This is a genomic window from Aeromonas sp. D3, from assembly GCF_027705025.1.
Taxonomy (GTDB): domain Bacteria; phylum Pseudomonadota; class Gammaproteobacteria; order Enterobacterales; family Aeromonadaceae; genus Aeromonas; species Aeromonas salmonicida.
The window spans coordinates 18,650-31,782 of sequence record NZ_JAPDBE010000038.1; the positions used below are offsets into that span (position 1 = coordinate 18,650).

At 61.6% G+C, this 13,133-nt stretch carries 16 protein-coding genes; 7 read left to right on the forward strand and 9 right to left on the reverse strand.

Annotated features, from left to right (window positions below; translation table 11 throughout):
- Positions 1–117 precede the first annotated feature (117 nt).
- Together OKC28_RS18200 and OKC28_RS18205 are read left to right on the forward strand one after the other, a co-directional pair.
- Positions 118–552: a flagellar basal body-associated protein FliL gene (locus OKC28_RS18200; protein WP_021140707.1), complete on the forward strand. Its 435-nt coding sequence runs from the start codon at positions 118–120 to the stop codon at positions 550–552.
- A 105-nt stretch (positions 553–657) separates the two neighbouring features.
- Entirely contained in the window at positions 658–822 is a 165-nt protein-coding gene (locus OKC28_RS18205) for a hypothetical protein (RefSeq protein ID WP_021140706.1), read from the forward strand.
- A 27-nt stretch (positions 823–849) separates the two neighbouring features.
- Here the strand turns inward: OKC28_RS18205 and OKC28_RS18210 are convergent, their stop codons facing one another.
- The 4 genes from OKC28_RS18210 to OKC28_RS18225 form a co-directional block, all read right to left on the reverse strand.
- On the reverse strand, positions 850–1,182 hold the full coding sequence (locus tag OKC28_RS18210; protein ID WP_021140705.1) for a DUF2799 domain-containing protein: 333 nt from the start codon (positions 1,180–1,182) through the stop codon (positions 850–852).
- Positions 1,183–1,318: 136 nt separating this feature from the next.
- The gene (locus OKC28_RS18215; protein WP_005321250.1) at positions 1,319–1,441 is read right to left on the reverse strand and encodes a hypothetical protein; all 123 of its coding nucleotides are present in this window, start codon (positions 1,439–1,441) and stop codon (positions 1,319–1,321) included.
- A 74-nt stretch (positions 1,442–1,515) separates the two neighbouring features.
- Complete coding sequence (acuI, locus tag OKC28_RS18220) at positions 1,516–2,496, reverse strand: acrylyl-CoA reductase (NADPH) (protein ID WP_021140704.1); 981 nt, start codon at positions 2,494–2,496, stop codon at positions 1,516–1,518.
- 32 nt (positions 2,497–2,528) lie between these two features.
- A complete protein-coding gene (locus tag OKC28_RS18225) occupies positions 2,529–3,551 on the reverse strand; it encodes a LacI family DNA-binding transcriptional regulator (RefSeq protein WP_021140703.1) in 1,023 nt (340 codons plus the stop codon).
- 252 nt (positions 3,552–3,803) lie between these two features.
- Between OKC28_RS18225 and OKC28_RS18230 the strand changes: the two genes are divergently transcribed.
- The 3 genes from OKC28_RS18230 to OKC28_RS18240 are packed head-to-tail and all read left to right on the forward strand — an operon-like array spanning position 3,804 to position 5,877.
- A complete protein-coding gene (locus tag OKC28_RS18230; RefSeq protein ID WP_005321254.1) occupies positions 3,804–4,247 on the forward strand; it encodes a PTS sugar transporter subunit IIA in 444 nt (147 codons plus the stop codon).
- A gap of 32 nt (positions 4,248–4,279) precedes the next feature.
- Positions 4,280–4,567 (forward strand): PTS sugar transporter subunit IIB, encoded by a 288-nt coding sequence (locus OKC28_RS18235; protein ID WP_021140702.1) that lies wholly within the window; start codon positions 4,280–4,282, stop codon positions 4,565–4,567.
- Positions 4,568–4,620: 53 nt separating this feature from the next.
- Positions 4,621–5,877, forward strand: a complete 1,257-nt coding sequence (locus OKC28_RS18240; protein WP_005321259.1) for a PTS ascorbate transporter subunit IIC — start codon at positions 4,621–4,623, stop codon at positions 5,875–5,877.
- Between the two features lie 65 nt (positions 5,878–5,942).
- Here the strand turns inward: OKC28_RS18240 and waaA are convergent, their stop codons facing one another.
- Positions 5,943–7,208, reverse strand: coding sequence for a lipid IV(A) 3-deoxy-D-manno-octulosonic acid transferase (waaA, locus tag OKC28_RS18245; protein ID WP_021140701.1), 1,266 nt, complete (start codon positions 7,206–7,208; stop codon positions 5,943–5,945).
- Between the two features lies 1 nt (position 7,209).
- Positions 7,210–8,325, reverse strand: coding sequence for a lipopolysaccharide heptosyltransferase II (waaF, locus tag OKC28_RS18250; RefSeq protein WP_021140700.1), 1,116 nt, complete (start codon positions 8,323–8,325; stop codon positions 7,210–7,212).
- Between the two features lie 241 nt (positions 8,326–8,566).
- On the opposite strand from waaF, the gene OKC28_RS18255 reads away from it, so the two are divergent.
- Positions 8,567–9,355: a glycosyltransferase family 2 protein gene (locus OKC28_RS18255; RefSeq protein ID WP_034524312.1), complete on the forward strand. Its 789-nt coding sequence runs from the start codon at positions 8,567–8,569 to the stop codon at positions 9,353–9,355.
- Positions 9,356–9,416: 61 nt separating this feature from the next.
- Here the strand turns inward: OKC28_RS18255 and OKC28_RS18260 are convergent, their stop codons facing one another.
- Positions 9,417–10,460, reverse strand: a complete 1,044-nt coding sequence (locus OKC28_RS18260; protein ID WP_021140698.1) for a glycosyltransferase family 9 protein — start codon at positions 10,458–10,460, stop codon at positions 9,417–9,419.
- A 233-nt stretch (positions 10,461–10,693) separates the two neighbouring features.
- On the opposite strand from OKC28_RS18260, the gene coaD reads away from it, so the two are divergent.
- Positions 10,694–11,176 (forward strand): pantetheine-phosphate adenylyltransferase, encoded by a 483-nt coding sequence (gene coaD, locus OKC28_RS18265; RefSeq protein ID WP_005321264.1) that lies wholly within the window; start codon positions 10,694–10,696, stop codon positions 11,174–11,176.
- 78 nt (positions 11,177–11,254) lie between these two features.
- On the opposite strand, the gene OKC28_RS18270 is transcribed toward coaD, so the two are convergent.
- Together OKC28_RS18270 and mutM are read right to left on the reverse strand one after the other, a co-directional pair.
- Positions 11,255–12,133 carry a VirK/YbjX family protein gene (locus tag OKC28_RS18270; protein ID WP_021140697.1) on the reverse strand — a complete coding sequence of 293 codons (879 nt, stop codon included), beginning with the start codon at positions 12,131–12,133 and terminating at the stop codon, positions 11,255–11,257.
- A gap of 178 nt (positions 12,134–12,311) precedes the next feature.
- Positions 12,312–13,124 (reverse strand): bifunctional DNA-formamidopyrimidine glycosylase/DNA-(apurinic or apyrimidinic site) lyase, encoded by an 813-nt coding sequence (mutM, locus tag OKC28_RS18275; protein ID WP_021140696.1) that lies wholly within the window; start codon positions 13,122–13,124, stop codon positions 12,312–12,314.
- Positions 13,125–13,133 lie beyond the last annotated feature (9 nt).

A 13,133-nucleotide genomic window follows, 5' to 3' on the forward strand; every position in this document is an offset into this window, starting at 1 on the left:
CAGGTTAAAATCCGGTTTATTATCCGTAAATCATTCGAGAATTGTAAGAACATCCGTGCTTGACGGCCCCGATGGCAACATCAAAAATGGGGTACCTGCCGCCGATGAGCCATCTATATGAAGATCTTCAAAATTCTGCTGCTGTTGTTACTGAGCTGTGGCTCCCTGCATGTGCAGGCCTCGTCCGAAGAGGAGCCGTCCGCAGAGGGCGCCGACGCCGCTGCCAAGCCCGGCTTTTCCTACCATGCTCTCGATCCCGACATCATCACCAATTACCTGAGCGACGGCAAAACCCTCGGCTATATCCGGATCACGGTCGAGCTGATGGCCGAGAATGAGAGCGACCTCAAACTGCTGGAACAGCACGACCCCCTGATCCGCGACGCCATCATACGTCTGATGGGCAGCAAGACCGCCGAGCAGGTCAAATCGCTGGTGAACCGCGAGGAGCTGCGCAAGGAGTGCCAGACCCAGGTCAACGAGCTGCTGGTAAAAGAAACCGGCAAGAAGGCGGTGCGCGAGCTCATCTTCACCAAGTTCCTCTACCAGTAACAGATACAAGCCTTAAGCGAGGGCCACGCCAAGGTGGCCCTGTCGCTGTTTTCGAAATGAAAATTGATTACACTAGGCCCCCACCGAGTTGTCGAGGTAGTCGTTATGGGCAACAAAACCCTGTGTGAATGGCGCCGCAGCGAGATCCCCGCCGATCTCAAGACACTGCGCAAAATCGTGCGCAAACCCAAATTTGTCTGTGGCAAGTGTGCTCGCAGCGCCAATGACAAAAGCTATCTGTGTCAGCCGCTGCGGTTGAAAGAGGAGTAAGACTGCACATCCCCACCACGTGACCGGCTATTGATCGGTCCAGCCCTGGCGCCCCTGCTCGAACAATCTGCGCGCCTGCCCGTCATTGGGGCAAACCCCACGGTATTCACTGCCGGAACGCCCGGCCAGATAGAGGTGTTCAGGCCGGCAATACCAGGCCAGTCCCTTCTGGCGCCCCTGCTTCCACAGCTCGACATCCACCTTCTTGCCACACAGGTCCTGATGAAACGCGACCCGTTCCGTGGTGAAGCCCAGCTTGCCATCTGCCTCCCCCACCTCGCTCCATACCTTCTCGCACGGATCATCGTTGGAGGCACAGCCTCCCAGCAGGGCAGCAAACAGTATGATGGTGAGTCTCATAGTCATCCTTGAGTGTCGTTTGGGCAGTTCATTCTAGTCAGCCTGATGGCGGCGACCAAGGGATCATCCCCATTCCTGTGAGCCACACAAAAAATCAGGCGGGCCCCAAGGCCCGCCTGTTCTCTCAATGCGTGGATTACTGATCATCGAGAGGGTCATCATCCAGCCAGCTCTCGTCTTCCCATTCATCCAGCTCTTCTTCCCAGGATTCCGGTTCCCATTCATCATCGAGATCGTAATCCGGCTTGTGTCCACCCATGCTCATTCTCCTTGGATAGTGCACCCGCCCTCAAAGTCTATCCAGAAAAATGAGGCTCGCCAGTCAAGGCAGGATCAAAGTTTGACCAGGGTGCGACCCGCGATCCGGCCTTGCGTGATGGCTTCGGCAGCCGCCACCACCTGCTCCAGTGCTATCTCGGTCACCGCCTGTTCGAAGAAGCGGGCGGGCAGATCCCGCGCCAGTCGCTGCCACGCCAACTGGCGGCGCGCCAACGGACACATCACAGAGTCGATCCCTTGCAACCGCACGTTGCGCAGGATGAAAGGCATGACAGTGGCCTTCAGATCGAAGCCGCCCGCCAGCCCGCAGGCGGCCACGGCGCCGCCATAGTTCATCTGGGCCAGCAGCTTGGCCAGCACCTGACTGCCGACGGTATCGACCGCCCCGGCCCACAGCTGCTTCTCCAGCGGCTTGGCAGGCTCCAGCAGCTCGCCACGCGGCACTATGCGGCTGGCGCCCAGCGCAGTCAGCATGGCCCCCTGCTCTTCGGGGCGACCGGTCAGCGCCGCCACCTGATAGCCGAGCGCGGCCAGCAGAGCAACCGAGGTGGAACCCACACCGCCCGCCGCGCCGGTGACCAGCACCTCGCCGCTGTCGGGGGTGATGCCTGCCTCCTCCAGCGCCAGTACGCAGAGCATGGCGGTGAGACCGGCGGTGCCGATGCACATGGCCTGGCGCTCATCCAACCCGGCGGGCAGCGGCACCAGCCAGTCGGCCTTGACCCTTGCCTGCTCGGCCATGCCGCCCCAGTGTCCTTCCCCCACGCCCCAACCGGTCAGCACGACTTTGTCGCCGACCTGATAGCGGCTATCGGCCGATTCCAGCACTGTACCGGCAAAATCGATGCCGGGCACCAGCGGCCACTGACGCACTATCTTGCCCTTGCCTGTGATGGCCAGCCCATCCTTGTAGTTGAGAGAGCTGTAGCTCACCGCCACCCGCACCTCGCCTGCCGGCAACTGGCTCTCGGCCAGCCGGGTCAGGGTCGCAGCAGTCTTGCCGTCTTGATTTTCCAGTAACAGAGCCTTGAACATGGTTGCCTCTTTGATGAAGTGTGAAATGGGGATCAACTGCTTTGACGCTTCTGCAGTTGAAAATCCAGGGTCAGGGCCGTGCCCATGACAGGTTCGCCAGCCAGCTGGCGCAAGATAAGCTCGGCCGCCTCCTGCCCCATTTTGCGATAGGGGATCCGGACCGACGTGAGCGCCGGATAGCAGGCGCGCGCCACATCCAGATCGTCGAATCCGGCGATGGCGAGCTTGCCAGGCACGCTCAGGTGACGACGCTGGCACTCGAACAGCACCCCCGCCGCCAGCTCGTCATTGACGCACACCAGTGCATCCAGCTCGGGCCAGCGCAACAAAAACTCCCCCAGCATGGCGGCCCCTGTGCTGAAACTCGGCAGCTCAGAGGTGTTGATAATGGCATCGGGGGAGAGGTAGTTGTCCAGCAGTGCCTTCTGCCAGCCCTGCATGCGCTGTTGCAGCATCCACTGTTCCTGGCGGGCACAAAGAAAGCCGATGTTGCGATAGCCGCGCTCGATGAGATGACGGGTCAGCTGATAACCGGCATCGAAGTTGGAGACCCCCACGTTCATGTCGACAGGGTTGCGCGCCATGGCGCCCACCTCCACTACCGGCAGGCGGGATGCTTTCAGGCGGGCACGGATGGTCTCGCCGGGATCGCCACCAAACAGCACAACAGCGGCCGGGTTGTGCTGCAAAAAGCTGGTCAGCAGGCTCTCTTCCTGCTGCTTCAGGTGCTGGGCATCCCCCAGCATTATCTGGTAGCCCTCATCGAGCAGGGTCTGCTGCAGCCCGGCGATCACGTCGCCGCAACCGCGCTCGGTCAGGCTGGGCACTATCACCACTATGGTCTGGGACGTAGCGGAGGCGAGCGCACCCGCCGCCCGGTTTGGAATGTAGCCGAGTTCATCCACGGCGGCATCGATGCGCTCGCGCATCTTGTCTGACACCAGCTCGGGGGTGCGCAGGGCACGGGACACCGTCATGGCACCCACTCCGGCCAGCTGGGCCACATCGTTGAGGGTCACCCGACCCGTGCTACGGCGCTTCTTCGCTTCTGACATCCCTTCCCTTCCTCGACATACGGGTGCTCACTTTAAGGCAAAAGTGCGGCACTGACTATTTGCTCAAACCGGATTTTACCCCCTTTGAGCGAGTGACGGGGCAAGATGAATCCCACTCATGGCATAAATGATAGCGCTATCACAATTTCATGTTAGCGCTATCTGGTAGCGCTAACTTTCGAGATCAGGCTCACAGTTATCGCGGGGCAAGATCGCTAGATTGGCGCCATCTCATCCAGCCGGATCATTGCCATGCTGACTCAACTGCTGACCGAAGAGGTCATTTCCATCGAAACGGGAGCCCGCGACTGGCGTCATGCCATCGAGCTCGCCACCGCTCCCCTGCTGGCCAACGGCACCATAGAGCCCTCCTATGTGGCGGCGCTGTTTCGCTCCCACGAAGAGCTCGGCCCTTACTACGTGCTGGGCCCGGGCCTGGCCATGCCCCACGCCCGCCCGGAAGATGGCGTCAACCGTCTCGGCCTGGGACTGACAGTGCTGAAAACCGGAGTCAATTTCGGCTCCGAGGGCAATGACCCGATCCGGCTGCTCGTCACCCTGGCCGCCAGCGACAGCAATTCCCACGTGGAGACCATCGCCCAGCTGGCCGAGCTGTTCATGAACGAAGAGGACGTGGCGGCCATCATGGCGGCCGACACCAAAGACGACATATTGCGCATTCTGGCGCGTTACTGAGCGGCGCCCTGCGCCCGACAAAGGAAGAGACGATGAAAATTCTGGTTGTATGCGGACACGGCCTGGGCACCAGCCTGATGATGGAGATGAGCATCAAGAGCATCCTCAAGGAGCTGGCAGTCACTGCCGAGGTGGATCACAGGGATCTCGCCTCCGCCGGCAGTGAAACCGCCGAGATGTTCGTGGCTACCCGCGACATCGCCGAGCAGCTCATCAGCATGGGGGGCAACGGTCGGCTGGTGTCCCTGGACAACATGGTCGACAAGGCCGCCATGAAAGAGAAACTCTCCATCGCCCTGCGCGAACTGGGCGCTCTCTGACCACCTGACTTCGCGGCCTGCGGGCCGCCTCTTCCATCTGATTGGAGCTGACCATGGAATTTTTCAATTTTCTGATGTTTGACGTGCTGTCCGAACCGGCCGTGCTGGTCGGCCTGATCGCGCTCATCGGCCTGATTGCCCAGAAGAAACCCGTGACCGAGTGCATCAAGGGCACGGTCAAGACCATCATGGGCTTCGTCATCCTGGGGGCCGGTGCCACCCTGGTGGTGAACTCGCTGGGCGATTTTGCCACCATCTTCCAGCACGCCTTCGGCATCAAGGGCGTGGTTCCCAACAATGAAGCCATCGTCTCCATCGCCCAGCAGTCGTTTGGCAAGGAGATGGCGATGATCATGTTTTTCGCCATGCTGGTGAATATACTGATCGCCCGCCTCACCCCGTGGAAATTTATCTTCCTGACCGGTCACCACACCCTCTTCATGTCCATGATGGTGGCGGCGATCCTCTCCGCTGGCGGCATGAGCGGCATTCCGCTGATCGCGGTCGGCAGCCTGGTGGTTGGCGTGACCATGGTGCTGTTCCCGGCCCTCGCTCACCCCTACATGAAGCAGATCACCGGCTCCGACGAGGTGGCACTCGGCCACTTCTCCACCATCTCCTATGTGCTGGCCGGCTGGATCGGCGCCAAGTTCGGCAACAAGGCCCACAGCAGTGAAGAGGTGCAGGTGCCCAAGAGCCTGCTGTTTCTGCGCGATACCCCTGTGGCCATCTCCTTCACCATGGGCATCATCTTCCTTATCACCTCCGCCTTTGCCGGGCCCGAGTTCGTCACCAGCGTTGCCAAGGGCAAGCACTGGTTCATGTTCTCCCTGATGCAGTCCATCACCTTCGCCGCCGGTGTCTACGTCATCCTGCAGGGTGTGCGCATGGTCATCGCCGAAATCGTGCCGGCCTTCAAGGGGATCTCCGACAAGCTGGTGCCCAACGCCAAGCCGGCGCTCGACTGTCCCATCGTCTTCCCCTACGCCCCCAATGCGGTGCTGATCGGCTTCCTGTCGAGCTTTGCCGCCGGTCTGGTGGGCATGGTGCTGCTCTACCTGCTGGGGCTCACCGTCATCATACCGGGCGTGGTACCGCACTTCTTCGTCGGCGCGGCGGCCGGGGTATTCGGCAACGCCACCGGTGGTCGCCGCGGGGCCCTGCTCGGCGCCTTCGCCAACGGCCTGCTGATCACCTTCCTGCCGGTGTTTCTGCTGCCTGTGCTGGGGGATCTTGGCTTTGCCAACACCACCTTCAGCGATGCCGACTTCGGCGTGGTGGGCATACTGCTCGGCCTGATAATGCGTTGACCGACGCCTGTACGGAAAACAAAAACGGAGCGCCTGGCGCTCCGTTTTTTATGGCCACTCTGGGCTCAGTCGCTTTCCAGACTGGCAAGACAGTGAGAGAGGGTGCGCGCCAGCGCGCCCTGATTGCGCAACACAACGGCACGGGCCTGTTCGCCCATCTGGCGACGCTCGCCCTCGTCGGCCAGCAGCTCGCTCACCTTCTCCCCCAGCGCGGCGGCATCGACCACCAGCGCCGCGCCACCCTGAGCCACCAGCTGGCGGGTGATGTCGCTGAAGTTGAAGTAGGCAGGGCCGGTCAGGCAAGGCTTGCCCAGCGCCGCCGGTTCCAGCAGGTTGTGACCGCCGACCTTCACCAGACTGCCGCCAACGAAGGCCACATCGGCCGCCGCCAGCATCAGCGGCAACTCGCCCATGGTATCGCCGAGATAGACCTTGTCCGTCTCGCGGATCGGGGCCCCGCCGGTGCGCCGCACACAGCCGTAAGGGGCGCACAGCTCGGCCACCCGAACGAAGCGCTCCGGATGGCGCGGCACCAGGATCAGCAAGGCCTGGGGGTGGCGTTGCAGCACCAGGTCAAACGCCGCCAATACCTGTTCATCCTCACCCTGATGGGTACTGGCGGCAATCCAGACCGGCCTGCTCTGCCCCAGCTGCTGACGCAGGGCCTGCCCCCAGGCCTGCACTTCGTCACCCAGCTGGATATCGAACTTGATGGAACCGGTCACCGCCAGCCGCTCACGACCGATGCCGAGCCGTACAAAGCGCTCGGCATCGTCCTGATGCTGGCAAAGCAGATGGGTCAGCGGCCGACTGAGGGTATCGAACGCCCCCTGAAAACGGGCATAGCGCTGGCAGGAGCGTTCGGATAGACGGGCATTGATGATGGTCACCGGCAGATGGCGCGCCTCGCAGGCCGCCAGCCAGTTCGGCCACAGCTCTGTCTCCATCACCCAGAGGGCGCGAGGCTTGATGCGCTTGAGGAAGGCGGCCACCGCCCAGGGGTAGTCGAGCGGCGCGTAGCGATGCACCACCAGATCGCCGAGTCTGGCCGCCTGCTCGGCGCCGGTGCGGGTGGTGGTGGTGAGCAGGATCGGCAAATCCGGCCGCTCGGCCTTGAGTGCACGGATGAAGGGACTGATGGCCAGGGTTTCACCCACGCTGACCGCATGGATCCAGAGCGGCGCCTCCTGCCCGCTGGCCGGCGTCCGTCCCAGATGCTCGGCCCAGCGCGCACCAAAGCCAGGCTTGCCCTTCTTCGGCTTGTAGAGTGCCAACAGCGCCAGCGGCAAGCCCAGATGGATCAGCAGGTTGTAGAGCAGCCGATAGCCCATGTTATGTCGGCTCCGATCGCTTGCTCGCATCGGAGACAAACCGTGGCGGCTCGCCCACTTGCAACGCGATCGGTTGATCTGGTGACTCGGCGCACTCCAGCCGTCGGCCTGCCTCTATGACCTGTTCCGGCATCAGCTCGATCAGGCACTTGAGGTGGCCGAACTTGCAAGTGCGCTTGAAACAGGGGCGGCACTCTATGTCGGTGTGCACTATCTCGACCCTGTCCGCCAGCGGCGGCGTGTAGAGCGGCGAGGTAGAGCCATAGACGCCGATCAACGGCCGGTTGAGGGCGGCGGCTATGTGCATCAGGCCGGAGTCATTGGAGATGACCCGCCCGGCCAGCGCCATCAGATCGATCGCCTCATACAGGTTGGTCTTGCCCGCCAGCACGTGGCAGTTGGGGCGCGACAGCGGATTGATCCGCTCGCGAATGGTGTTGGCCACAGGCACATCCTTGCCGGAGCCGAAGATCCACACCTGCCAGCCCTCATCCAGATACTTCTGCGCCACCACGGCGTAGTGCCCTTCCGGCCAGCGCTTGGACGGGCCGAACTCGGCACCCGGACAGAGCACCAGCACGGGACGAACGCGATCCAGACCGAGTCGCTCCAGCGCCTTGCCCTGATTGATGAGATCCACATTGAGCGAGGGGTGGGGAATGGCGGGAATATCGACCCGGCTCTTCATCTGCGCCTTGGGATAGGCCAGCGCCAGATAGGCTTCCACCATCAGCGGGAAGGCGGACTTGTTGCTGCGCATGTCGTTGAGCAGGCCGAAGCGGTGCTCCCCCTTCCAGCCGGTGCGCACCGGGATCCTGGCGAACCAAGGGATCAGCGCCGACTTCATGGAATTGGGCTGGATGATCGCCTGATCGTACTTCTCGGCCGCCAGCTGTTTGCCAAGCCGACGGCGGGCCCCCAGCTTGAAGTCACCGTGGCCGAGCGGCATGGGGACAGCCTTGTCCACTTCGGGCATCCGCTCCAGCAGGGCACCGCACCAGGCTGGCGCCATCACATGCAACTCGCTGTCAGGGTGATTGGTCTTGATCGCCTTGTAGAGGCTCTGGGACATCACCATGTCGCCGACCCAGGAGGGGCCGATCACCAATATTTTCATCTCACGCGTCTCTTGGGGCCAAGCCCTGCGGTTAATCATTGCTGGGCGAGATTATGCCCCAAGAATGGCCCGAGAAATAACAGAAGATCCCTGTATCACCCGCGCTCATGCCAAAAAAGAACCCTTTTGAAACTGACTTGCTACGGGCGCCGGAACCATGCTCCGCCAGCCGTTTTAGGCTAGAATGGGCGCCAATTCGAGCATGCCCCGCCAGCCGGGCGCCAACAAGAGCCTTCAACCCGTGAAAAAACCGACTCTGGCGGCCGTCCTGATCGTCAAGAACGAAGCCGACAACCTGAAAGCCTGCCTCGCCTCCCTTGACGGTCTGGTGGACGAGATCGTCATTCTGGACTCCGGCAGCCAGGACGAGACCCCCGCCATCGCCGCCGAATTCGGCGCCCGTTTCTTCGTCAATACGGTGTGGCCCGGTTTCGGCCGCCAGCGCCGCCTCGCCCAGTCCCATGTCCAGTCAGAGTGGGTACTGTGGCTAGATGCGGACGAGCGGCTCACCCCTGAGCTGAAAGAGGCCATCGCGACCGTCATGGCTAATCCGGCCAGCGACACCATCTACTCCATCCCCCGCCTCTCCTGGGTGTTTGGTCGTTTCATCCGCCACAGCGGCTGGTATCCGGATCGGGTGCTGCGCCTCTATCCCAAGGCGCTCACCCGTTACAACGAGGTGCTGGTACACGAGAAGGTGGAAGTGCGGGCCAATATGCAGATAGTCAACCTGCATGGCGACCTGCTCCACTTCACCTACCGGGATCTGGAGCACTATCTGGTGAAGTCCGCCGGCTATGCCAGGGCCTGGGCCGATCAGCGCACCGCCCGTGGCAAGAAGGGCTCCCTCGGCCAGGGACTGGTCCATGCCATGGGCTGTTTCCTCAAGATGTACCTGCTCAAAGCCGGCTTCCTCGATGGCAAGCAGGGACTCTTGCTCGCGATCCTCTCGGCCCACTCCACTTTCGCGAAGTACGCAGACCTCTGGATCCGCCAGCAGCCGCAAGCACCGGACCAGACCGGCAGCTAATTGCTCAGCCGCTCAAGCCAGCATGACGAAACAGGGCCCGAAAGGGCCCTGTTTGCATCTGTCAGCTCTCTGTTCGCCAGAAGGACGGTGCCCAGCGAGCTATCGCCGCCGCCATTGCCTTGGGATCGAGCTGGCTCATGTCTTCCGGATGATCGCTGTCTTCCGGCGGGCTGAACGCCAGGTGACGCCCCTCGCTATTGAGCGGACGCCAGCGCAGCGGGGTGGCCGAGCGGTGCGCCGGGAAGAAACCTATGGTAGGCACGTCCAGCGCCGCCGCTATGTGCAGCGGCCCGGTACTGCCCGCCACAAACAGGGCCGCGTTGGCCATCACCTGACAGAACTTGGGCAGCCCCTCGTCGGAGCGATAGATCCAGCCATTGCCGCCGTGGGCCAGCAATTCTGCCGCCAGCTGCTCGGCGATCTTCTCCTCCCCCGGCCCCGCCGTCAGGATGCACTGCAATTCCGGGCATGCCTGATTGAGCTTGATGATGAGGCGCGAGTACTGCTCGATGGAGAGGTTGTTGGCCGAACCACCGCTGCCGGCGTGTACCATCAGCCAGGGGCGACTGGCATCCAGCTTCAGTCTGGTTGCAACTTGTTCGCGCACCAGCTGCAGGCTCTGGGGGTCAAAGCTGAGGTAGGGGCCCTGTGGCTCGACCACGCTTACCTGCTGGTCGGCGAGAAAGCGACGCACCAGATCCAGGTTGTACTCGTACTCCGGCTTCTGGGAGCGGGAGCGGCGCTGCACCAGCCGCTGGTTGTAGAGCACCTGTGCCAGCTTGGTGGCCGGGGCCAGCCGGTAGGGGATGTGCGCCTTCCACACCAGCTTGGCGTTACGGGTGTTGGAGAACAGGCAAATGGAGGCATCGAAGGCTGCCGCCTTGATGCGGGCCAGCAAGGCGCGTTGCTGTTCCTTGTCGGCTCCTGACCCCGGATCCAGGATAATCTCGTCGATCCAGGGACAGAGACGGGCCAACGGCGCCGTGTAGGCAGGAACCAGGGCAGTCACATGACAATCCATGGAGCGCTTGAGCATGGCAAAACTCGGCCATGCCAGCATGAAGTCACCAATCTTGTCGTTGCGTACTACCAGAATACGTTTCATAAAAAATCCCTTTGCTCCCTGTCACCAATGCAAGGAGGCTTGATGCGCGGTGCGGGTATTCTTGCCTGATGCACAGCTATTCTCAAGCGAAGACACCAGACGATACTGATTTGGACGACCAAACCGGGCTGCTCGCGCCAGGTCCCGCACAAAACGGACATCGTCCCGGTCGCGACAAAACATCAACAGACCCTATAATGCGACCAAATTTCCAGGTTGCAGGAATCAACAGCATGACCAACAAGGTAATTTATCCCGGCACCTTCGACCCCATCACCAACGGCCATACCGACCTGATAGGTCGTGCCGCCAGGCTGTTTGATGAAGTGGTCGTCGGGGTAGCCAACAGCCCGAGCAAGCGCCCCTTGTTCGATCTTGCAGAACGTGTCCTGCTTGCCCGGCAAGTGACAGCCCACCTGCCCAACGTCAAGGTGGTGGGCTTCTCCGGCCTGTTGGTGGACTTTGCCAAAGAGCAGCAAGCCAACGTGCTGATCCGCGGCTTGCGGGCCGTCTCCGACTTCGAATACGAATTTCAGCTGGCCAACATGAACCGCCGCCTGATGCCGGAGCTGGAGAGCGTGTTTCTCACCCCTGCCGAAGAAAACTCCTTCATCTCCTCGACCCTGGTGAAGGAGGTCGCCCTGCATGGCGGTGATATCCGCCAGTTTGTCGACCCGATCGTCGCCAAGGCGATTGCCGCCAAGCAAGGCAAGTAACAAGCAAACAGGCTACCCGAGGGTAGCCTGTTTAGTACGGCGCACATGGGCCGCGCTCGCCATTGTCCGCACTGGTAGTCAGCCCGCCGCGCGACCCAGCACCTGCTGGCAGGAGAGCGCCAGCTCGTCGAGCCATTCATAGCGGCGCCGGTACATGGCCCGCTTCTTGGAGGCAATCTCCTCCAGCGGCTTGCGCACCGCAGGCAACAGCTGCACGAAGTTGTCATCCTGATCGATGGCGCCAAATTCCTCCCACAGCTCGTCATAATCCGCCTGCAGACAGGCTTTCTTCTTCTTGCTGTAACGCTTGGCCTGGTAGATGTGCGCCTTCATCCGCACCGCCGAGATATGCTCGGCACCCATCGCCTCGGCAAGCTGCATCACCAGCATTACCACCAGCGACTTGGGCCGCAAACCATGGCCCTCCTTGGTCAGGGCTCGAACCTTGTCCTGTGCCTGTTCGACGCAGGGTTCCGGCCCCTGTACCGAGCCGATCACCAGCGACAGCTTGCCGGGGGTACCCGCCAGCGAGAAGGCACAACTATAGAGGCGCTTGCCCTGTTGATCGACGATGGAGAGCGCCAGCTCGGCCTCACGACGGAAGGTACCATCGTGGCGCAGCACTATGCGACATCCACTCTGGGGATACTGGCCAAGCTCTATGCCCTCGTCCAGATAGAGCGGATCTATCAGCTCGGGATAACGGGCCAGCAGCAGTCGATAGTGGTTTTCCAGCATCTCGGCCCGCTGGGTCGCGGTGGAGCCGGCAAACCGATAGGGTCGCATCGGCTTGTCGAGCAGCTCGGGATAGTGGGCAGGCAGGGCCTTGAGCGGTTCGGCCTGAAACAGCTCGAACACCCGGCTCATCTGCTGCCGATAGAGCAGGCTGCGCAGCACGAACTTGGCGCGATTGAAGGTCTTGCGGGCGCTGTCATCGGGATAGAGGAAGCGGGCCATTTTTTGGGCGCAATAGTGCCCCTGCCGGGATAAATGATCCCAGTCCATTGATTTAGCTGTCATTTTATTTTCTCAAACCGCCTGAACGGTCGAGATACTAGTGACAGGCGCCCAAATATTCAACAGACCGGAAATACTCTCTTACAACTTGGCCATGTTTGGCCAAAATAACTGCGATTCAGCGCTGGCAGTGGGTGCAAAACACGGTTGTACGCTGCCCCAGCCGTATTTCACTGAGCAGGGTATGGCAATGGAAACAGGCTTGACCACCGCGACCATAAACCTGCAACTGCTGCACGAAATAGCCCGGCTTGCCATCGGCGCTGGTGAAATCCTTGAGGGTGGTTCCCCCCTGCTGGATGGCAGAAGCCAGCACCCGCTTGATCTCGGCCACCAGGGTTCCCAGTCGCTCGGCACTGATGTTGCCCGCCGCCCGTTTGGGGTGAATACCGGCAGCGTACAGCGCCTCATTGGCGTAGATGTTACCCACACCGACCACCACATGGTTGTCCATCAGGAAGGTCTTGATGGCAGTGCTGCGCCCCTTGGCACGTCCTTGCAGATACGCGGCGTTGAAGGCATCGGTCAGCGGCTCCGGGCCCAGTTTGACCAGCAGGGCGTGTGCCTCCGCCGGTTCACGGGTCCACAGCAAGGCACCGAAGCGGCGCGGGTCATTGAGTCGCAGCAGCTTGCCGTTGGCCAGCTCTATATCCACGTGATCGTGTTTCTCGGCCGGCGTACCGATATTCAGCACCCGCAGACTGCCGGACATGCCCAGATGCAGGATGGCGGTGCCAAAGTCGGTCTCCAGCAGCAAATACTTGGCACGACGGCCGACCCTGTGGATGGTGAGATCCACCAGCTCCTGGATTTCGCCAGGTACCGGCCAGCGCAGCCGGCCATCCCGTACCACGACGCGGGTCACCTTGATGCCGGTGAGCCAGGGAGATATGCCCTGGCGGCTGACTTCAACTTCCGGTAATTCAGGCATGGGGCCTCC